This window comes from Bacillus sp. OK048 (assembly GCF_900103525.1).
Classification (GTDB): domain Bacteria; phylum Bacillota; class Bacilli; order Bacillales; family Cytobacillaceae; genus Neobacillus.
In genome coordinates this window covers 123,945-146,445 of the sequence record NZ_FNHN01000009.1, presented here as the reverse complement: position 1 = coordinate 146,445, position 22,501 = coordinate 123,945, and the positions used below count along the sequence as shown (strand labels likewise).

Here is a 22,501-nt window from a genome sequence, read left to right as displayed (position 1 = left end):
TTGTTCACCGGCTCAAAATAAAAAATTGCAATCCGAAAAAAGTTTATTAATTCCAGACAAACAATCCAACAATCATCGCACTTAACAATGAAACAGCAATTCCGCTGACAAGAAGCTTCCATACGTTCTTACCGATAATTGCAGATTTCCCCTCTCCTAGAACTGAATTAAATGTTCCATAAATCATCCCCACCGTACTAAAATTAGCAAATGATGTTAAAAATGTCGTTGCAACCGCTACCGTATGAGGCGCCAGTGTATCCAATTGATTTTTCAGGTCCATCATGGCAACAAATTCATTCGTTGCTAATTTTATTCCCATTAACTGAGCTACATAAAGAGCATCTTTTACTGGTAATCCTAGTAAAAAAGCAAATGGACTAAAGATATACGAGAAGATTTTTTGGATCGTTAGCCCATTGATAATAACCCCTAATATTCCATTAAGCGCAGCCGTTAACGCTACGTATCCAATAACCATCGCTAAAATAACGATTACCATATTCATTCCGACTAACATACTGTTTGAAATGGTTGAGAAGAAGTCCTTTTTCTCCGATTTTGGAGGTTCATAAATGATATCTTCCTCTTTCGGCACTGTGATTGGATTTAAGATGCTGACAACAATAAGAGCATTTAAACAATTCAAAGGAATGGCGCTAAAAACGTAAGTAGCTGGAACCATTGATAAATACGCACCTATAATCGAGCCGCTAATACTACTCATACTCATAATACCAAAGGTTAGTAACCGGTAATCCTTTAGAACAGACAGTTGATTACGAATTACAGCTAATGCTTCCGTGTTTCCTAAGAACATCATTTGAATGGAGAAAAAGCTTTCTAATTTGGGCATTTTTGATACCTTGGAAATAAGCCAACCCACTTTATCAATAATCCATGTCAAAATACCAAAATAAGATAAAATATCAAAAAACGTCACAATAAAAATAATCGGCAGCAGGGCACTGAAGAAAAAGTCTATTGTCTCATTTGCCATGACACTTGGAAATACAAACGCAATCCCTTCACTCGCACAGGCAATTAACCATGTAAAGAATGCCGCAATTTGATTAATCAGCCAGCTGCCAATATTTGTTCCCAACATAAACCAGGTAATCAGCAATTCAACTACAACAAGCGAGACAATCGCTTTCAATTTAACGTCTTTCTTTTTGGGTGAACATAAAAATACCACACCCATCACAACAAAAAAGCCTATTAGATTAATTATAAAATACATTAAAGCAACTCCTAGATGTGACATTCAATTAAAAAAGCCCTTAACTATCATTATTCCCAACAAAAGGGAAAAAATGATAGTAAGAGCTTTATAAACATTTTAAGGTTTTAATAAAATTTTACCTGTGCTTTTGCGACTTTCAAGTAAAGCATGTGCGTCAGAACCATCCTTTAAAGAAAAAACAGCTGGTTCTTGGACGTTGATTTTTCCTTCCTGGATCCAATCAAACAATTGATTTGAACGTGCTTTTCTTTCCTCTAACGAAGTAAGAACATTCCATAGGTCCCCGCCAGTGAGCGTTTTCGAAGTATCCATAAGCATCCGAGGATCGACCGGAGCGGGGTCACCCCCTGCCATGCCATAAAAAACAACAGTCCCTCCAACTCTAGTAGCTTCAAAGCTTTTCTGGAGAGTAGAACCCACTGAATCATAAACAACATCTACACCATTACCATTTGATATATTCTTTATTTCTTCAACCCAGTTATCATTGTATAAAAATACTTGATCGGCTCCTACTGAATAGGCTGCTTTTGACTTATCTACCGAAGATGTAAGACCAATTACTTGTGCGCCTTTTAATTTTGCAATTTGAATAAGAATTTGGCCCACTCCGCCTGCGGCAGCATGAACTAGGATAGTTTGCCCAGCTTTTACTTCAAAGCTATCTTTTGTTAAGTAGTGTGCAGTTAAACCTTGCAGTAAGACAGATGAAGCGGTCTCGAAAGAAATAGTATCTGGTACTGGAATGGCCTTATCTACAGGAACTGAAACTAGCTCAGCATTAGCAAATGGCACATCTGCAAAGGCAATTCGATCGCCAACTTTTATATTTGTAATGCCAGTTCCGACTTCTTCCACAACACCTGCACCCTCATACCCCAATATGTAAGGTGGTTGACCGGCCAGATGGTAATTCCCTTTTCGCCTGTATATATCTGCGAAATTTAGTCCTATCGCTCTCATCCTTACCAATATTTCATTTTCACTAATGACTGGATTAGGGATATCTATATATTTTAATACTTCGGGTCCACCGAATTTTTCAAAGATAAGTGCTTTCATTCTTCTACTCCTCGCATTTAAAATATATTTTACATTGTATAGTTTTTTTAGATCAGATACAAAAAACTCGATTTTCAACATGGTTAAGACGACAACTACTGACAATATTTCTGATTATCAAACGTTTGATTAAGACGGGTCAAAATCCATTTAAATAAGGCTTTAAACCCTGAAACCAATAAAATAGATGTCGAATAAAAATGCAGTGCTGCCCATTGGGAACACTGCATTTTTTTAGGAATTCAAGCTACTTTTCTTCCAGCTTCCAAACTTTTTTTATTTCGTGAGCGGCTAATTTTGGTTGCCGTTCTCTTGTAAATAAACCTTTGCGATTTAAGATTACACGTTTGGCATTTTGACTTGTTTTAAAATCGGAAAGCACCCAAATATGAGCACCAATTGTATACGACTTTGACCGAATGATTTGATATTGTCTAGTAATCATTTCAGCCTGATACTCTTCAGAAAATAACTCTGGCGGATCCATATGCATTCCAGCCACCGCGTCTGCACCAAACTCTGTAACCATAACTGGTTTTCCAAACAGCTCATGACACAAGTCCAGTTGGTTATTTAATATTTCACATGCCTCATCAAGCAATCCAGGTTGTGTATACCATCCGTAATAACGATTAATACAAACAAAATCAAAATGTTTGAGAGCAACATCCCCTTCCACATCTAAACAATTAACAATGGTAATTGGACGGCTTTGATCTAAGCTTTTAGCATGATCATATAGAGACTTATAAAATCCATCTGCTTTTGGAACAAACGTATTTCCCTCATTTGCTAAACTCCATGCTATGATACTTGGATGGTTTTTATCACGCTGGATCATTTCGCTTATGACTCGATGTGCTTTTTCTTCCATTGTACTGTTATAATGACTTTCAACAAAACCTACAAATGGCGTTTCTCCAATCACTAAAATCCCATTTTCATCAGCATAATTTAAAAATTCATCGCTATAAGGATAATGGGAGGTACGTAACGAGTTGCCGCCTAACCAATCTAATAAATTCAAATCTTTCACAATAATAGCTGGGTGCATGCCTTTTCCTAAGACAGCGAAATCTTCATGAAGCCCAACTCCACGTAAAAAAATAGGCTCTCCATTTAATAGCAGCTTATCTCCATCAAACGCAATCGTACGAATACCTATCTTTAACGTATATTGATCAATCTTCTCACCATTCTGTGATAAGGCGATCGTTAACGGGTACAAGTGAGGATTATCCATAGACCAAAACTTCGCATCTTTAATGGTTAATCTACCATTCAGCGATAATTGGTTGTTTAGAAAAAACTCCTCAACCTTATTCTCAATCATGACGGAGACCGAACCTGTAAATGGTTGATTTAAGGTAACGTTAAAATCAACCATTCCGACAGAATCATCGATAATATCTGTAACAACCGTAACATCCTCTATATGCGTTTTTGGCAGTACGACTAAGCTAACAGGACGATTAATTCCCCCGTACGGGAAAAAGTCATAGTAGTTTCTTGGAAACTGCCCTTTAAATCCATTTTTTTGAATAATATGTTCGCTTTCCACTTCCCCAGCTGGAAGACTATCGGGTTTGATTCTTACATCAACGGAAATAATAACCTTATTAGGAACATCCCAATCTATGAAATCAGTGATATCGAAACTAAAAGGAAGGTGCCCGCCTTCATGTTCCCCTACTAAGTTACCATTAAACCATACACGAGAATAATAGTTAGCACCGCCTACCCTTAACATGATTTGATGATTTTTATAGAGATGGGGAATGATTACTTCCTTCTCATACCAGCCTGTGTGAAAAAAGTGAACCAAATCCTGATGTTGCTCATTCCAGCTGGCTGGTACAGCAATTTCCCGATCACTCGGAATAGAGTATTGGAATCCCATGGTTTCTCCCTGGTTGTCTTCATCTTTTGCAAATTTCCAAAAACCATCGAGGGAAATTTCACTTCTTATCTGATTTGTCTGTGGATATAACATCATCCGGTTCCTCCTGTATTTACCTAATCTTTAAATAAAAGCAACTGACCCAAGAGCATCTGAGTCAGTTACTTTTTTTCGAGGATTATTTTTTATTTAACTCAATGATCTTATTCGCTTCTCCTACCATGTATTCCTTAGCTTCCTTAACAGAAACACCGTCGAGCATGAATTTAGTAAATCCAGCTTCCAATACATTCTTCTTAAGTTCGTTACCATAAGAAATAGCAAGATCAGATTTATAAGCACCTTTAACTTCATCATTAAATAATGTGTGTAATAGTGAATCTACATCGTAATAATTTTCTTTTCCAGCAACCATTTTATTGATCGTTGCTTCGCCATCAGCATCTTTCCAAGAAGATAAACCTCTTACTTGTGAGCCTTCCCCTGTTACATACTTCAAGAACTTGTATGATGCTTCTTTGTGCTTAGAATTCTTAGAAACCGCTGAGAACTCACCTGCTATATTTGTAGAACCAATTGGTGAATCCTTACTCATTCTTGGCATTGGAGCAAAAGCCGTTTTGAATTCATGTGGATACTTTTCAACATTTCCAACATCGGCAACCGTCCAGCTTGCAGTCATTAACATACTAGCTTGTTCGTTAAAGAATTCTGTTCTATAGTTTAATTCTGCTCCGATTACATCAGAGAAAGGTTTAATAGCACCGGATTTTTCCATGTTCCTACGTAATTCAAACCAGTAGTCAAATGATTTATCATCAAAAATAGATTTCTTTTCATCAACCATATATGGGTGTTCTTTTTCTGCAAACAGCATTGGGTTCGCGTATTCACCCCAAGTATGGAAGTATACGCCGTATCGCTTATTTTTCCCTTCACCTTTTGCTAGCTTTGTTGCATATTCCTTGAAATCATCCCATGTCCAGCCAACTTCAGGTACAGATAAACCAGCTTCGTCTAAATGATCTTTATTCAATAAGATATACCAGTAGTTTGTTAAGTGTGGCAGCGCATATACCTTACCATCATAAGCTGCATTGATTAAGTACTCTTCTTTAATATCGAGTTTATCTTTCTTAAAATAATCATCTAATGGCTCAAACATACCGTTTGCAGCTCGTAGTACTGCTTGGTCCACGTTAGGAATTGAAACAACGTCTACTTGTTCTCCTGCAGACATTAATACGTCCATACGCGTCATATTATCTACTGCACTACCACCAGGAATAAGAACCTCAGATTTAACTTTAATATTTGGATTCTTTGCTTCAAAATCCGCAATAATTTTAGTAATAGCAGTTTGATCAGCATCCCAGTTGAAATACTTAATTTCTACTACTTCTTCTTCCTCTGCCTTTTTTCCCTCTGGCTTTTCCTTGCTTGCACTTTCTTTAGATCCAGAACATGCCGTTAAAAGTAGAAGAAATAGAACAGAAAGCATAAGTAAAAAACGATTATTTCTTTTCATAGAATTGAAACCCCTTTCATCTTTTCTAATTTTTAAAATACTTGGACGCCTTTTTATCATAGCTTAGATTTTTAGAAAACAATGTGTAAGATTTTTTTAGATGTGTGTACTTTTTTTACTTAACCTTTTACTCCACCTAATGAAATACCGGCAATTACATTCCGTTGTAGGATGATGAATACAATGATGAGTGGCAGGATTGCTGATAATGCAGCCATCATCATTACTGCGTAGTTTTCACTGTATTCAGTTTTAAAATATTGCATCCCCAATGTAATCGGATAAAGCTTTTCATCGTAAAGGAAAATAAGTGGGTTTTGATAATCATTCCAAACCCAAATGAATTTAATAATCCCAACCGTTGCTAAAATCGGACGGCATAAGGGAAGCATAATTTTCCAATAGATTTTAAAATACCCAGCGCCATCAATTTTTGCTGCTTCAATGTATTCGTCACTAATTCCAACCATGTATTGGCGCATAAGGAAAGTGAAGTAAATAGAAAACATCGCCATTAGAATTAGACCTTCATGCGTGTTAAACAAACCAAACCATTTAATCATAATATAGCGAGGGACTAAAGTTGCTTGCTCTGGGATCATTAAGAATGCCATTAACAGGCCAAATAGTACACTCTTTCCTGGAAACCTAAGCTTTGAGAATGAATACGCCGCCATAGATGAAACAATGATTGTCACTAGCGTTGTAATGGTTGCTAATTTAATAGAATTAAAATAAAAGGTTGTAAACGGAACCTTGCTCATCCAAACAGCTTTAAAATTCTCAACAAAATTCCATCTTGTTGGTATCCACTCAATCGGAAATACCATGACATCGCTTTCAAATTTTGCAGATGTTGAAAGCATCCAAATTAGCGGTATAAGAAATGCAATGGATATGATCCCCAATATGATCGTTACAATGAGTTTGGAGGGATTTTTCTTAAGGTCCTCCTTCAAATTGTACATAAAATCTACCTCCTCTATTAATCTGCTTTTCTATTTTGGATTCTCCACATAATAATGGTCAGCACAGCTACAATGGTAAATAGAACCCAAGAAATCGCAGAGGCATAACCCATCCTAAAGTTTTTAAATCCTTCTTCATAAATGTAGTAAACAAGAACATTCGATGCATGATTTGGTCCACCGTTCGTTAAGAACGCAACAAGATCAAATACTTTAAACGAAGAAATCATTAATGTAATCGCTAAAAAGAATGTGGTTGGAGCTAATAGTGGTACGGTTATTCTTATGAACTTTTGGAAAAAATTCGCGCCATCAATTTCTGCTGCCTCATATACTTCTTCCGAAATCGTACTTAAACCGGAAATATAAATGATGACAATATATCCTACTGTATGCCAGATACCTACAATGATAATGGCGGCCATTACACTGTCAGTGCTTCCTAACCATTTTGGAGGATCTGAAATTCCGATATTCAGTAAGAATTGATTAATTGGTCCTAAAGATGGATGAAATAATGCTGCAAAAATTGCAGCTACAGCTACTTGTGTAGAGATATATGGGATGAAAAATGCTACTTTAAAGAAATCTTTCGCATACGCTTTCGAATGAATGACGACTGCTAGAATTAAAGCCAGCACCATTCCCACCGGTACAGTAAATATCGTGTATAATAGGTTGTTTTTTAACGCTAAAAGAAAATTATCGTCATTTGCTAATCTAATAAAGTTATCAAACCCGATAAATTTTATGGTATCCATACCACCTATAAAATTCCATTCTGTGAATGCTAGAAATAAGGTGAAACCCAGAGGGAAAACTCCCATGAGGCAAATTCCTAAAAACTCTGGAAGAACAAAAAGTATTCCAGCAGCACTTTCTTTCCGTTTTTCACTCCAAAATGGTCTTTTTCTGTTCGGAGATAGACTGGTGACTTCCTTTTTACTTTGATAATTTACTTCCACTATGTTGTCCTCCTTTTCTATGTAATTCATTTTCTAGTTTATTATAGGAGTTTTCACGTCTACTTTCTGCCGATTATTTTTACTTGTTTTTTAAATCAAGGGTAAAAATATTGCACATTTTTTTCAAAACAATCTTTCAATTTCAAAAAAAGCGATTATAATATGTTTAATAAACTAATTATTTGAGGAGGTTTAGGATGTACAAGGTGATGCTCGTTGATGATGATGTGCCGATGCTTAAATACTTGGAAAACATAATGGACTGGGGAGATTTGGGTGTTGAGATTGTGGCTTCCACTTTCTCGAGCGTGAAAGCGTTAACACTATTTGATGAGTATCAACCAGATTTAGTCATTACCGACATTGGAATCCCGCAAATTGATGGTTTAGAACTTGCAGTTCGTTTCAAAGAAATGAATCCAGCCTCAAGGGTCATTCTCTTAACCTGCCATGAGGATTTTTATTATGCGAAACGAGCAATCCAGTTAGATGTCGATGATTATTTAATTAAAGATGAGCTTACTTTGGAACAACTGAAAGAAAGCGTTATCAAATCTATCAATTACCTTAAAGAATCAACAGACTTTCAAGAAGCATTAAAATATCAAGAAACGATCCATCATAACAAAGACATTTTAAAACAATCATTTCTCAAAAATTTAACAGACATAGAGTTTAATGAAAAAATACTTGATTTCAGCTGGAGTTTAGGAATTAACTGGAAACACAATGATTTCATTGTTTGTTCCTCTTTTATTGATTATTCATCTTGTTCACATAGACTAGTAGACAATGATAGCCCTGAAATCCATGGTGAATTGTTCTGCATTGCGGATGACCTTGCAAAGGGAAATCATGATTTTACTATTTTGCAAGATAAACATTTAAACCTGGTTATTATTTATAACTTCAAGAAAAGTATTTCAACTAAAAGCTTTGAAGTGGTAGAACAGTTCCTAACGAGTATTCAACTAAAAGTAAAGGACATTTTACAGCTTGATGTACGCTTTTTCCATAATAATATTTGCGATAAATCTTCATTAGGCAGCAGTATAAATAAACTAAATAAGTTGAAATCCAATTTATTTTATACGAGCAATGATCATTCTTTTCAAGAAGTTCATTCGAAAAAAACAGCTTTTAATTTAGTCGAAGACTCTCTGCTTGACCCATTTATGAAAGGATTAAATGATTCCATTCAATATGCCAATCATGATGAGGTTGGCATGTCACTAAACTATTTAGAGGAAACAGCGAGAACACTTCAATTAGAGCCTTTTCAGTTAAAAGAAAAATGTCTTCAAATTCTAAATCACATTTTCAATTCCAGCAATTCTTCTTTTTCGAATTTTGAGATGTGTTTTAAAAATTCTATATCCATTGAAGACATGATTCATTTACTTAATCTTAAAATTCATGCGAGCCTTGAGGACATGGAAAATACTAAATATAAACATACAATCAGGAATCCAAAAATAAAAGAGATTGACCAATATATCATAGAGCATTTGTCCGAAAACATTACCTCTATCATAATGGCCAATCATCTTCATTTAAATCCTAGTTATTTTTCCAGATACTTTAAACAGTTAACAGGTGAAAACTTCACAGATTATGTTCACCGTTTTAAAATTCGTTTAGCGATCACCATGCTTACAGAAAGATATGAATCAATTGAAAATATAGCTTATGGCCTCGGATATTCCGATCGCACCTACTTTTCAAAGATTTTCAAAAAGTATACGGGTTTGAGTCCTGGCGAATATAAACGAACCACTGAAAAACAAAAGCAGCTATGACCTGGGAATGTGCATAATAAATGTCGTTCCCTTTTTTTCATTCATTTTTGCTTCTAGATTGGCATTTTTACCATACGTCAACTTCAAACGCCGAGCGATATTGATTAGCCCTACTCTGTCATAAGCGGAAATGATTTCATCACTCATTTCTGAAAAAAGCAGATTGAGATTTTGACATTTCTCCATAGACATCCCTTTTCCGTTATCAGCAATATGAATTTGAATTTCACCCTCACACGTAAAGGCAGATATCGTTATGATTGCATTCGGTTCGCGGTCAACAAATCCATGAATAATACAATTTTCAATGATAGGCTGGATGAGCAATCTAGGTATTTCGAAATCCTCTATCCCATCTTCCACTTCTACCTTCGCTATCGTATCCGTCCCATTTCGCATATTCATAATATCTAAATAAGCATTAATTAACAGAAATTCTTGGGCGAGCGTATTTGGGATATTTACACGCATATAGGATCTTAATAAACTTATTAGGGAATCAATTTTTTTGCTATGAAATGGATCTCCCGAGATACTAAGGTTGCATTTTATTGAATTTAGCGTATTCATAAGGAAATGCGGATGGATTTGTGCTGATAAAGATTGAAGTTCTAGTACCTTCTTCTCTTCTTGCTCTTGCTCAATTTTAAGAATGAGATCTTTAATTTGATCTAACATCTTATTAAAGGCAGTCCCAATCATCGCAATTTCATCCTTACCTTTGACATGAAATCGAACAGAATGGTCACCGCGTACAAACTCTTTTATGATTTTTTCAAATGATTTTAATGGCTTAACTAAGCTCTTTGACATATAAATCGAGAGTAGAAAAAATACCACTACGAATATCACAATCATAATAAAAAAGAGAAAGAATACCTTTGTAATCGATCCAGTAATTTCATTCTGTGAGATTTCAGAGGTTAGCCCCCAATTTGCGCGACTAATTGTTTTTTCGACTCTAATAATATTTTTTTCACTAAAACTTTCCGTTTGAAATACAGCTATTTCCTCTCCGTTTTGATCTGAAAGAATCAAACGGCCCATTTCTAAGCTTTTAAAAATGCTTTTAAAGTATGAATGGGGAATCCGAATAACAACGGTACCTAAATATTCATTGCTCACGTTATGTCGAATAACTCTGCCAAAAAAGTAATCGTTCTCAGAAATATCATCACGTTGAATGACACCTAGCGACTGGATTGTACTTGTATTATGTAAATCTAATCGATCTTTGATAACATCCCACTCGCTATTAATTTGATCGACCATGCCAGTTTGCGATGCATGGATAATATATTCGCGTGGATTTACAAAATAAAGTTTTGATTGAGCACCGGCCATTTTTGTTTCTAAAAGGCCTAGTAACTCTTTCACTTGGAGAAGATAATCATATTCCTGAAAGGTACGAATTTTATTCGACTCTTTTAATCGATCTAGCTTGTCTTTAATAGCAGTATCTCTTGCTAATACTATAGTTGAAAAAGTAATATCATCAATCGTATCCGTTAAGTCGCTGGCGATAATATTAACGATTTGCTGGTTAGACGTTGTAATTCTCTCAGTTACTTCATTTTTAATGAAAAAGTAAGTAATAATCGAACTTATTGTAAATGGAAGTATAACCAGGAATAGTAGTGAGAGTTGGATTCTCTGATAAAAGGATAAAAAATATTTAAGTTTAATGTCCAACACCTCTTCTCGTGATGAATATGAAATCTACCTTCTAATTATACTGAAATCTGTTCAGATTTGTCGTCACATTCTAGTTTCTGATTCTGTTTTAATGCTATTTTAGTAAATGCATTAAATGATATTTTCATTAATAAAAACACATTTATGCTTACTCCAAAGAATAATGCCAAAATAGGGGCGAATTGAAAAACAATAATTGAAACGCTGATGATAAACAGCATAAGAATGGCATAGTGTGGAAATGACAAAGCAATAACAATGGAATTGATAAAATATTGTTTCAAGGATCCATTGTAATGAACAAATACTGGGAAGATAAAAATGATTACAAACCCAAAAGTTAAAACTACGCTGTAAAAGATGATTTGAAAGATGTTTGACAAATTGTTTGGCAATACGTTTAGGTAAGCGTTATATAGATAAAGGATTCCTCCTGCTATGAATAAAAAGACACCTAAAAGATTAGCGTTCATAAAATCTTTCTGATAACTTTCCCAGAATGTTTTAAATATTGGGTAGTCTTCTTCCTTATCCATCACCCATTTGCGGATGATTGCAAACGAAGCAATCGTTGCAGGCATAATCCCGAATAGTATTCCACCTAGTAAAGTGAAGGAGATCCATAATAGATTTACATACGCGAGTCTCATGATCCATTCACTTAGCCGATAAAATCCTCCTAATACCCCTTGCGGTTCCATTATCAAATTGCTCCTTTCATGCCAAGCGGACACCCAGCTTGATTACATCTATTCCTACAAGTATAAACTTTTATACCCTATTTTGCGTATGCACTATTTTTACCGTCGAAGTAAAAATAGTGCACACAAATGAAAAGAGTGCCAGGAATGGCACTCTACCGTGTTATGGTAATATTAAAATATATTTCTGTTCCAACCATTTAGCTTCGCAATCGCTTCAATGAAAAAATAATCTCCATAAATTAACGAGACGTTGACAAAGTTCCCTTTTGGTTTATGGCCAGTACCTTCTAGTAATATCCCTTGGTGGTTTTGATTGTCCCAGGTTGCATAATTTTCCGAGAGCGATTGCAATATCCTCATGGCATTCCCTCTATATAGCCGCTGCTCATTTTTAGTAACATGATTGGCAATTTCTAATAATCCTGATGAGGCAATAGCTGCCGCAGAGCTATCCCTTGGTTCATTTTCTACTGACTCTACTCGATGATCCCAATATGGAACAAAGTCATCTGGTAAGGAGGCAATAAATTGATGGGCTATTTTCTTTGCTGCATCTAAGTATTTTTCATCTCCAGTAAACCTATACATATTTGCAAATCCATAAATTGCCCAACTATTTCCTCTGCTCCAAGATGAGTCAGGTCCAAACCCTTGACCGCCAATTGCTTCAATAAAATCCCCTGATTCTGCGTCAAATGAAAGAATATGACAGGTTGACCCATCTTCACGAATCCCATATTTAAGGAATGTATCTGCATGCAGAGTCGCTATATGTTTATAGCGAGGATCTCCTGAAATACGGCTCGCCCAAAACAATAATGATAAATTCATCATACAATCAACAATTACCCAGCCTGGTGCACGGTCCCATGATTTAATAAAATTCCCTTTAGGATTAAATCTCCCAGCTAAGAAGTTTCCAGCTTGTAATCCTAAACGCTTACTTTCTTCATCTCCAGTAATCTCATATTTGAATACAGAAGTTAATAAAAATTGAAATCCTGTATCATGATCAAATTTTTCTTGATTATCCATAAAATAACGCTCTATTTTTTTATTGCAAACTTCACCTGTGTTTTTATAGTGCTCGTTACCAGTTAGGTCATAGAGTGTCCATAAAATACCTGGCCAAAAACCCGAGGTCCACCAATCTGGCTTGGTGTTATCATAAATGCCGTCATTTCCAGCAACATGGGGTAATTGATCTTGGATTGTTTTTATATTCTCGGTTATCTTTTCTTCTATTAACCTCTTGGTCTCAAGCACAAAAAATTCAGCCACTTTTTTTCCTCCGTCCTATACTTATTCACTATAATCATAATCCTAAACCAATATGGAATCCTCTGGACGATTCGTACGAATTAGTGCATTATTTTTACTTTATTAAAGGCTCTTTTTCTTAAACTTCATACTTAAAAAGAGATTGGAGTTTTCCCCCAACCTCTCTTTCACCTAAACTAGTCTAGTTTCTTTCTGCAACAGGATTTTACTTAATATTATCAATAGCTGCACTCCCCAGCCTGTCTTCTAGTTGCTTTAGAAACAAACTTCGAGGTGAAACATGGCTTCCTTCTGCCTCCCAATATCCATCTTCCCTAATAATGTCTCCCTCTGTCTTAAAATCACCTGGCAGACGTTTTCCGATAAGACCAATGGCATAGTTTTGCGCTGTCGGCGGGCTTTGTACCGCTAATTCACCTGTATGATTCCAGAATACAAAATTAGCTCCAGCCCAACCATGTCCAGTGCCATAATAAGAACGATCCATGACATTGGCATTCCCCGTCACATTATCAAATAAACCTCCTGCTGCCCAGCGTTGATGAGGTTCACTTCGGGCATACGTTTTCACATCCTGTGAATCTAAGATGACATGTGGTCCCGCCATCTGTCGGTCAAAAGTAAATCCATGTCTAGCCGTTTCTGAATAAACTCGCTGCGTTAATGTAAGCTGTCCGACATAATTGAATGGGTACCGTCTCGAACCTGTTATGATACTCACCATCTCTAAGTTCGTTGAATCTTGAATCGTTATCCATTTTGAGTGTCTTCCAACATTGACTATGCTTTTGGTTAAATGCAGACCTGTCACATTTCTCATCCATGCATTTTTGGTATATTCAAAGGTTAAGAATGTAGAAGCTTTTTCTTCATCTGAATAGTAGACTTTACCTTCATGAACTGCTGTGACAGAACGGTCAAATTCAACATCTACTCTAAGATTTTCAACACCGACATTATTTAGTCTGTCAGAGTCATCATACTTATAGATCTCTCCGCCACCCCATACCGTTTCAATCGCATTTGGGATTGGAGCATCAATCGTGATCGTATTTCCTTTAATATTTGTAATGACACGATCGAAATCTAAGGTAAATGGCTCCCACTGAACTGTTGTTCCTCGATCTGGAATTCTATCCATGTTGATTTCATGAATCCAGCTGCTATTTCCATACCGGCGAATCATGATGGTATCGCCCACTTTAAAGCTAGATGCTTTTTCAACATGAAAGCTATGACTTCCAACAGGAACATACAAATCAGTCAGAGCTGTTTTTGTTCCAGGAAGCAAACTCGGTGAGGCTGTTAAATCTCCCACCTCTAAAATATTTCTTACTGTCTTACCTGTTGCATATAGGATGGTTCCCTCTTCACCCTCTCCGCTGCCACGTAGAACTACACCACTTTTAGAAATTTTCAACGTTCCTTCGATTTCAAATGTTCCTTTACTTAATACAACCGCTCCTCGGAAACCGTTTGACATCAGCGGTAGGTTTGCAACAGTTTCAATCGCGGTTTGAATTCGCTCTGTATCATCGCCTTCTCCAGGTTCAACAAACACCTTTGCTTGAACATCAGGAATTTTGACGCCGCCGCCCATATAACCACTAGTAGAGTAGTCCATAATCTGATTGCCTCTAAAGTCTGAAGAATACTCAAGTTTTCCTTCCTCATTCAAGAAAGCCATCTTACTTTGACCCTCTGGTAACTTTTCTGTATCCATGACGCGGAAATGCAGCATATCGTATACACGCTTTCCTTTATCCAATTGGATTTCCATTTGAATTTCATATTTTCCTTCTTGGAGGGTCCCAGGTATGGTAAGGATATATTCTTTACCGCTTGAAATATGGAGCTGTTTAAACTTATAGACAACTTGATTGTCTGCATCTACAACCGTTCCTCGCAGCTTCCCATCTTGATGGGCATTCACCTTTACCTGTGGATATTCTCCCCCAGGGGAAAGGATTGCTGGTAGCCCAATTCTTGTCGGAATATCCGGGTGAACCAATGCTGTATCCGCAATTCTTGCTTCCGGATCATCCACTACTACAAACACTTGCGTGCTCTGGGTAATCGTTTCAATCGTTGCCTTAGCAGTAATAGCGGTAACGCCCCCTTGAATAGCTGTAATATGACCTTGTGCATCAACTGTTGCAACTTCCGGTCTGCTGCTAGCAAACTCAATAACTGCATTTTCTTCAGCTAACGTTCCTCCCTCATAAAATTCACCTTTGAGGATTAGCTGATTTGACTCTCCTTTGTTTAGTAAAACTTCTGAATCAACTTTATATTTATCTGTCTTATCATCCGATAGGTATACACCTGTTAAAGGGTTTTGAACTGGCGGCACAGGTGCTTCATCCGTATTGAAAACCTTTAATTCATAGATTAATGGTGCAGATTCTCTCTTAGCATTCAAATTTACTTTCAAATAGCGTGCCTTTTCTTTTTCAAAAATGGCCTTTTCTTGGTTGGCAACAATCAATCTATTTTGATAAAAGGACTTCCACGTTTTTCCGTCGTTTGAAGAGAGCAATTCATAGTTTACAACAGCATCTAGGTTAAAAGTAAATTGAGCCTTGTTAAAATTTAATTCTCTGCCAAAGTCAATCGTTAACCAATGCTGCTGATCGTCACGAAAATCTCCACTTAACGCTCTCCAGGCCGTTCCTTCATCTCCATCAACTGCATTGGATGCAAATGTTTGGCAACTGGAACATTGTGAGCTTGCAGAAGCAACTTTCAAATATGCAAGATTAATCTGTGATTTGTCAGTATTCGGGCCAAAACTATCCACCCATAAACGGTGGGTTTTCGTTACATTATTTCTAGTTACCGAGATATCAATTGCTGCTGTTCCCTCACCCTTAGCGGTTAATAAACCAGTTTCATCTACTGTAAGGGTGTCAGGTTCCGTGCTTCGGAAAACAGCATCCGCTGTTACATCCACGATGTTGCCACTTGATAACGTTCCCTCAACGGATATTTTTTTGGTTTCCCCCGGCAGGATTGTCAGCCCCTCCTCATCCACCTTTTGTCCATCACTTATGACAGTCAAAGAGGATAATGGGCTTAATGATGGATCGACTTGGCGGTTGTAGACCTCAATTTCAGACAAGATATTTTCTCTTCCTGTCGCGGTACTAATAATATCTAAACTTACTCTTATATATCTTGCTTGTACCGCTTCAAACCCAGCAGTTTCATTCGTTGTTAACGCTCGCTCTTTAACCGCCGCTTCCACCCAAGAAGGGCTTTGGGCATTCTTATACGATATTTGGTATGCTTCAATATAAGGGATACTTAATCCTTTTAACACGACCTCATTGACTTGAGTTTCTTCCCCTAAATCAATCTCAATCCAAACATTATGGTTATCCGTAACGTCTGCGACTGTTGGTGCCCAGAAAGTAGTAGTTTTACCATCCACTGCATTATCAGCTGCTAAACCACAACCAGAGCAATGTGAACTCTTTTTTAAATTTGTTGTCTTCCCTAAAGCTAAATTCGTCAAACCCTCTTCAGCAGACGTCCTCGTTTCAAATACTGGGATAAACATCGATTGGATTAGACAAAAAATAAGTAAGATGGATATGGTTTTTTTAGACAAAAATTTCATAATAGGCACTCCCCCTTAGTGTAAACGCATTCATTTATTCGTAGTAAATTTAGAATAGATTTTAATGGACTCACCTCCTTAAAGTCGATGACATACATTCATATGATAATAGTTGAGATTAGAGATTCTAGGGATGGTGGTAGATTCTAGTTGATTAGATCGTGGTGATAAATCAGAATTTTCATACCTTTCATTATAAATCCTTCAAAAATTAGCAAGATGGATAATTTTGTGTTCATTGTGTAGTATTTTAACTGGTTTTTTATTACAATTCATAATCTAGACTTGCGCGGGCCGCGGGTGATTCTGTGATTGTTCCCGTAATTTGAGTCCTCTTATATTACGGGAACTATCTGCCTGTAATTGTTCCTGTAATTTGAGCACTCTTAAATTACGGGCACTATTCGAATGTAATTGTTCCTGTAATTTGAGCCCTCTTAAATTACGGGCATTATTCGAATGTAATTGTTCCCGATAAGCTTTAGACAATAAAAAAACCTTCCAAGTAGGAAGGCTCGATTCATATTTATAATCAGGTAATCGGGGCGGGATTAAATATGGTAAAAAGCAACGGTTCGTTGCCTTTTTTGTGCGTTAACCCCTATATTTAACAGCCAATCCTTTTAGGAAGTTTCTTGCGTATTTATCACCGCACTGTTTGTAGTTTTTGTGGCCTTCTTTTCTTAAAATAGCGCCTATTTCACCTTTTGTTACCGTGATTCCAGCCTTTTCTAAAATATCAAGCATATCCTCACTTGTTAACGATAGGGCAATTTTCAATTTCTTTAACAACATATTATTAACACTTTCATTTGACTTGGCTGGTGTTGCAGGTTGGCCAGGTTTGGGTTCTTGTTTCCCTCTTTTAAAAGTAATATAGCCGTTTAAAAATGACTCTAACATTGAGTTATTAACTTTTATATGGTCGTCATTTTCAACTTCTTCTTCGTCATCGTCATAGCTGTCTGGTGATTTTGTGAGGATTTTTAGTACCTCATCTTTGGTAACTTCAACGTTCCCAAGTTTAAATATTTCCACCATATCTGTATTTTTTATATCTAGCGCATACCTTAATCGAATTAATATATCATTATTATCCATTATGAACCTCCATATTTTGCACCTAATAACAACTGTTACAATAGCATGTTAAACAGTCATTTTCCAGCTTGATAATGCTAACCAGTTTTCCTGCTCCTTATAATTGGGCATGATTTTCCCAACTAGACGCCAAAAGGACCGGTCGTGATTCAGGTGGACCATATGGCACATCTCGTGAATGACCACGTAATCGATTACCTGTTGTGGTGCCATCGCAAGCTTCCAATTAAATGTTAACTGCTGTTTAAAATCACAGGTTCCCCAGTTACTATTATTATCCGTTATCCGGATTGACCTTGGTTTTATTTTAAAATTGCTTTGATGGGACTGAATACTCCTCTCTACCAACGATTTACACTTCTGGTAGTAAAAACGTTTAAGAGCTTGTTTTACTTTTTCATCCTCAAGCTGTTTCACAACTATTTGCAGCCTACCCTCTTCAAACAATACATAGTCTTGCTTGATCGTTATATCTTGTGAGACCTGTATAGGGTATTCGTTTCCTAAATACAGAAAACGCTCACCATGATCATAGACCTTCTTTTTTGGGCCTTGGCTTCTAGCCTGCATTTCCTTTAACTTTTGTTGAATCCAATCCCATTTTCCCTCTACTGATTGAAGTACACTTTCTTCCGATGTCCCTTTCGGAGCCTGTACTTCAATTTCCCCATAAAGATTAATCGAAATGCTCATAGATTTCCGCTTTTTATAAACGATATCAAAGCTAATTGTTTCACCTGAGTAGGTATGGATCATTTTTATCACCTGTCTTATCCGTTCGAGTTCATCCCAATTGTACAAGCATTGTCAACGCTGGTGCAATAATTACCTTACCAAAAAAATCACCATAGAAAAAAGGCGAAATCTTCCGCCTTTTCATTACTTTTTATTCAACTCATTCCATACTTTAATCATTCGCTTTGGTGCCGCACGTAAATAGGCTTCTTGAATTAGATCAGCTAATTCAGCCCAGTCTTTTTCTGCCGGATTTTGCATGGATACCCAGCCGTGCTGTCCGATGTATGGAGTTTTGGAAAAATGCTCTTTTTGCAGCAATATTTCTTGAGTTTCCCGATCAGACTTGAATGACAAGTTGAAGCCACTCTCATTTTCACCAGTTATCACAAACGATTTTCCATTGATTTTAAACGTTTTGTGACCAAAACCGTCAATAATTTCTACTGCTTCTGGCAGTGCAAGACAGATATCACGCACATGTTGAAGCATGTCTGCCGAGTCTTCTGCTTTCATATTTTCCACCTATAATTGATCCTATTTTGCATTCTCATCAGGTTGATGAATACCGAATATATTGCCTTCGGTATCAATAAAGTAGCCTTGCCAAGCCATTCCTGGCAGAGCATATTTCGGCATAGCAATCGTTCCGCCATTCTCAAGGATTTTGGCTTCCGCTTCGTCGTAATTTTCCACTCCCATTGTACAAGCAAACCCGTTTAAAGCTTGGTTTGCTTCCGGCGGAGCACTTTGACGCTGCATCAATGCCCCATTGATTCCTAGTTGGTTATCCTCGCCCGTCACTGCTCCAAAGTAAGGCATTCCGGCATAATCAGTCCAATCTTGAAAGGACCAGCCAAATACCTCTCCATAAAACTTCTTTGCACGATCCATGTCACTCACATGAATTTCAAAATGAATTAATCTTCCCATGTTTTCTCCTCCTATTCATCCGCATTGTAAACGCTTGCTTAAGTTATTTTTTCACAATATGTATTTACCAAGCATCCTCTCTATTATAGAGGAAATGATGGAAATATATACTATTTTCGGTCTTTGCTTTCTATACTTCTCGATAGAGGTTAATTTCGGTACTTTCTCTCATTTCCCTAAGTCCTGGAACGAGATTCCGAACATGTTCACTAGCGTTGTGTTTGTTTAGCGCTTCTTCATCCACCCATTCCTCAATCATTGTTACGATGGTCGGATCATTGATATCCTCATGAAGAATGTAAGCAATACAACCTGCTTCTTTATTAGTTTCAGCAACGAGCCTTCTAGCAATTTTTAAGTATTCTTCTTTATTTACATCTGATTTCAATTTACCCTTAGCAACAACTCTAAGCATTTAATTCGCTCCCCTTCATTTTGGTTTTTTTCTGAAAGTAGTTCACATTCTTCGGTTCAGGAAAATTATAACCTTTCCTTGCTTACTAGCACAAATTAGACTGACATTTTAAATTTCTAATCGTGCCCTTTTGCTGCTAAAGGGTGGGATTGAGGGAACGATACTTGGTGAATCATTCCCTTAAACTACTAAAAAGTGGGGTCGAGGGGACGATACTTGGTGAATCGTTCCCTGAAACTACTAGAAAGTGGGGTCGAGGGAACGATACTTGATGAATCGTTCCCGAAAACTACTAAAAAGTGGGGTCGAGGGGACGATACTTGGTGAATCCTATCCTTAAACTATAAGGTAGGAACTAACCCACTGTAGTTTCCTCTTCCTACACATGTTAATCTAACGATATCTTTACAACATCATCCAGATATTTCATTGTATTATATCCATAAATATTGAGACTTTTAGGAATCACTTTGTCACCGTGTAACTTCACTCTGTAGCCGGTTTCGAAATAACGGGGCTGCTCAATTTCTTCATAGGGGATATGTTTAGTCATATCGTATTCAATCCCGTTTTTATCAACAAGCACTGCTTCAGATTCCATCTCCATTGACCTGGTTTCATTTTCATCCTTGCCCACAATATTGAAGTGAAGCGACTGGTAGGCTCGTTTCTTAATATCATGATTGCTTATGACAACAGTGGTAGGCATTCCAACTTCCACCTCATCGATGGAGATTGTACTGCCTGCATATTCAAAGGTTTGAGGATATCCTCTAGACGCATCCAGTTCGATGACTTTTTGGTCTTCAAACGTTACATAAACCGATGCGAAGTGTACGTTAACCTCTTTGGGTTTTTCACCAACAAGCGGGCCAAAATGTGTTTGTAGCGTATACCAATTCACGTCTTGCTGTAAATCCAAATAAGAGCTGCCATACATATCAGCTTTCACTTTTTTATTGTTTACTACTAAATCGTCAAAATTAAGAGCATCGATCCGCTTCTCATGCTGTTTACTATTAATACCATATTGCAGAACCGTGGCAGTTGGCGCAATGATTAGTTTATCAAATCGAACCGGGATCCCCTCTACTAGAGTCTCTTCATTCAAAGCATATTCGATGGAAGCCTGTTTTGTAACAGGGATCTCGAAGTTCCACTCCCCTGTTTCATATCCCAAGATTTCGTTAACCCTAAAACCATTTTGATCAGAGGAATCTTGAATCAATTTCAGAAGCCTAGTGATTTTGAGTTTGATGGTCCCTTTATCCTTTGTGAGTGGCAGAAGACTAAGCTTCCCGTGATACACGTTCTTTTCTTGGATATTTAAATCGGTTTCAAGGACAGGAGGATAAAACCTTGGATAGTTTATGGTGCTCATGATTTCATGTTCGTTCTCTACAAAAACCCCATCACCATAACTTATCATAAATTGGTTGTCTTCATTTGTATCTTCTATTTCATAAAAAATAAGTGTCTGAACGTCATCCGCAATCGCAGTCTTGATCCTAATTTTCACCCCATCACTTTCCGCTTCCAGGTTCAGCCTCTCACCCAGGTCCTGTTGCAAATAGGCAAGCACCTCTTGATCTTCTTCTGTCCATGTATAGTAAAGGTTAGAAAACGCCCCTGTAAAAAAATCAATTGCTATTAATACTGCGAATATACCAGCAAAAACAAGTCCTTTTCTTATACGTTTCTTGTTCCTTTGCTGTTTAATCTTTTCCATTTCTGCCAGTTTAGCTTTGACGTTCTCCATAATACCAGATGGCATATGCAAATCTTTAATCCTATCAGTAAGATTTAACATGGTTAACATGACATCCTGAAAAGTAGCCAGATCCTGCTGACAATGTTGACAATGATATATATGTTTCTCTAAATCAATCTTTTTCGGCCGATCAAGGGTTCGTTCTAAGTAATCGATATAATCCTTATGATACTCCTTACAGCCATTAAAGGTTGTTCCATCCCCCAATGCTTTTCTAAGTGACTGGATTCCGGAAAACAAAACCTCTTTCATTTTTTCCACTGAAACCTGGAGAAGATGTGCCACTTCTTCCCGTGAAAATCCTTTAACATATGTAAGGACCATCGCTTCTTTCTCGTACTCTTCTAATTGATCAAGTGCTATAAGAAAATCCTGACGTGGCTCACTTTCCAATAAAGATTGTAAACTTCTATCACCAGCAAGCTCACGGCAGATATGTATAAAAATGGATGTAACCCACAGTTCAAATGATGTTTCACTTTTAAAACGAGGCAATTCCTTGTGCACTTTTAGAATGGATCGATAAAAAAGCTCTTCCATTTGCTGCTGATTACTGAGATAGGACCAGCCAAGTAGATAAAACGATTGTTTATGCTGTTCGAACCATTCGACAACCGACTCCACGCCTTTTTCTCTTTTTGGAGTGATAGAAATGGGATCTATTTTTGCTGGGATCATACTATGTTCCCCCCTTTGCTAATGGTTTAATCTTAGCACGACTCTTACACATCTGTAACTTCATAGATTGAAAATTTTTACAAAAAGCATCTACGATT

17 protein-coding genes are annotated in these 22,501 nt (G+C 37.0%); 1 reads left to right on the top strand and 16 read right to left on the bottom strand.

Annotation, left to right across the window (positions count from 1 at the left end):
- Positions 1-46: 46 nt before the first annotated feature.
- The 6 genes from BLR86_RS17285 to BLR86_RS17260 form a co-directional block, all read right to left on the bottom strand.
- Entirely contained in the window at positions 47-1,243 is a 1,197-nt protein-coding gene (locus BLR86_RS17285; protein ID WP_090764115.1) for a nucleoside transporter C-terminal domain-containing protein, read from the bottom strand.
- 99 nt (positions 1,244-1,342) lie between these two features.
- Complete coding sequence (locus BLR86_RS17280) at positions 1,343-2,308, bottom strand: quinone oxidoreductase family protein (RefSeq protein WP_090764112.1); 966 nt, start codon at positions 2,306-2,308, stop codon at positions 1,343-1,345.
- Positions 2,309-2,555: 247 nt separating this feature from the next.
- Positions 2,556-4,304, bottom strand: a complete 1,749-nt coding sequence (uidA, locus tag BLR86_RS17275) for a beta-glucuronidase (RefSeq protein ID WP_090764109.1) — start codon at positions 4,302-4,304, stop codon at positions 2,556-2,558.
- An 82-nt stretch (positions 4,305-4,386) separates the two neighbouring features.
- Positions 4,387-5,736 carry an ABC transporter substrate-binding protein gene (locus BLR86_RS17270; RefSeq protein WP_175492937.1) on the bottom strand — a complete coding sequence of 450 codons (1,350 nt, stop codon included), beginning with the start codon at positions 5,734-5,736 and terminating at the stop codon, positions 4,387-4,389.
- A 119-nt stretch (positions 5,737-5,855) separates the two neighbouring features.
- Positions 5,856-6,704 (bottom strand): carbohydrate ABC transporter permease, encoded by an 849-nt coding sequence (locus tag BLR86_RS17265; RefSeq protein ID WP_090764102.1) that lies wholly within the window; start codon positions 6,702-6,704, stop codon positions 5,856-5,858.
- Between the two features lie 17 nt (positions 6,705-6,721).
- A complete protein-coding gene (locus BLR86_RS17260) occupies positions 6,722-7,669 on the bottom strand; it encodes a carbohydrate ABC transporter permease (RefSeq protein ID WP_254782361.1) in 948 nt (315 codons plus the stop codon).
- Positions 7,670-7,866: 197 nt separating this feature from the next.
- Between BLR86_RS17260 and BLR86_RS17255 the strand changes: the two genes are divergently transcribed.
- Positions 7,867-9,468, top strand: a complete 1,602-nt coding sequence (locus BLR86_RS17255; protein ID WP_090764097.1) for a response regulator transcription factor — start codon at positions 7,867-7,869, stop codon at positions 9,466-9,468.
- Here BLR86_RS17255 and BLR86_RS17250 read toward each other — a convergent pair.
- From BLR86_RS17250 to BLR86_RS17205, 10 genes are all read right to left on the bottom strand, one after another.
- Positions 9,463-11,160 (bottom strand): sensor histidine kinase, encoded by a 1,698-nt coding sequence (locus BLR86_RS17250; RefSeq protein WP_090764094.1) that lies wholly within the window; start codon positions 11,158-11,160, stop codon positions 9,463-9,465. The two genes, BLR86_RS17255 and BLR86_RS17250, sit on opposite strands and share 6 nt — an antisense overlap.
- 38 nt (positions 11,161-11,198) lie before the next feature.
- Positions 11,199-11,864 (bottom strand): YesL family protein, encoded by a 666-nt coding sequence (locus BLR86_RS17245; RefSeq protein WP_090764091.1) that lies wholly within the window; start codon positions 11,862-11,864, stop codon positions 11,199-11,201.
- A 174-nt stretch (positions 11,865-12,038) separates the two neighbouring features.
- Positions 12,039-13,148, bottom strand: coding sequence for a glycoside hydrolase family 88 protein (locus BLR86_RS17240; protein WP_090764088.1), 1,110 nt, complete (start codon positions 13,146-13,148; stop codon positions 12,039-12,041).
- 205 nt (positions 13,149-13,353) lie between these two features.
- Positions 13,354-16,770, bottom strand: coding sequence for a discoidin domain-containing protein (locus tag BLR86_RS17235; protein ID WP_090764085.1), 3,417 nt, complete (start codon positions 16,768-16,770; stop codon positions 13,354-13,356).
- A 594-nt stretch (positions 16,771-17,364) separates the two neighbouring features.
- On the bottom strand, positions 17,365-17,871 hold the full coding sequence (locus BLR86_RS17230; protein ID WP_090764082.1) for a YehS family protein: 507 nt from the start codon (positions 17,869-17,871) through the stop codon (positions 17,365-17,367).
- A gap of 48 nt (positions 17,872-17,919) precedes the next feature.
- Positions 17,920-18,627, bottom strand: coding sequence for a M48 family metallopeptidase (locus BLR86_RS17225; protein ID WP_090764079.1), 708 nt, complete (start codon positions 18,625-18,627; stop codon positions 17,920-17,922).
- A 123-nt stretch (positions 18,628-18,750) separates the two neighbouring features.
- Complete coding sequence (locus BLR86_RS17220; protein WP_254782360.1) at positions 18,751-19,122, bottom strand: MmcQ/YjbR family DNA-binding protein; 372 nt, start codon at positions 19,120-19,122, stop codon at positions 18,751-18,753.
- Between the two features lie 21 nt (positions 19,123-19,143).
- Entirely contained in the window at positions 19,144-19,539 is a 396-nt protein-coding gene (locus BLR86_RS17215; protein ID WP_090764075.1) for a VOC family protein, read from the bottom strand.
- Between the two features lie 130 nt (positions 19,540-19,669).
- Positions 19,670-19,954, bottom strand: a complete 285-nt coding sequence (locus BLR86_RS17210; RefSeq protein ID WP_090764072.1) for a putative quinol monooxygenase — start codon at positions 19,952-19,954, stop codon at positions 19,670-19,672.
- A gap of 388 nt (positions 19,955-20,342) precedes the next feature.
- Entirely contained in the window at positions 20,343-22,403 is a 2,061-nt protein-coding gene (locus tag BLR86_RS17205) for a DUF4179 domain-containing protein (RefSeq protein ID WP_090764069.1), read from the bottom strand.
- Positions 22,404-22,501: the final 98 nt, after the last annotated feature.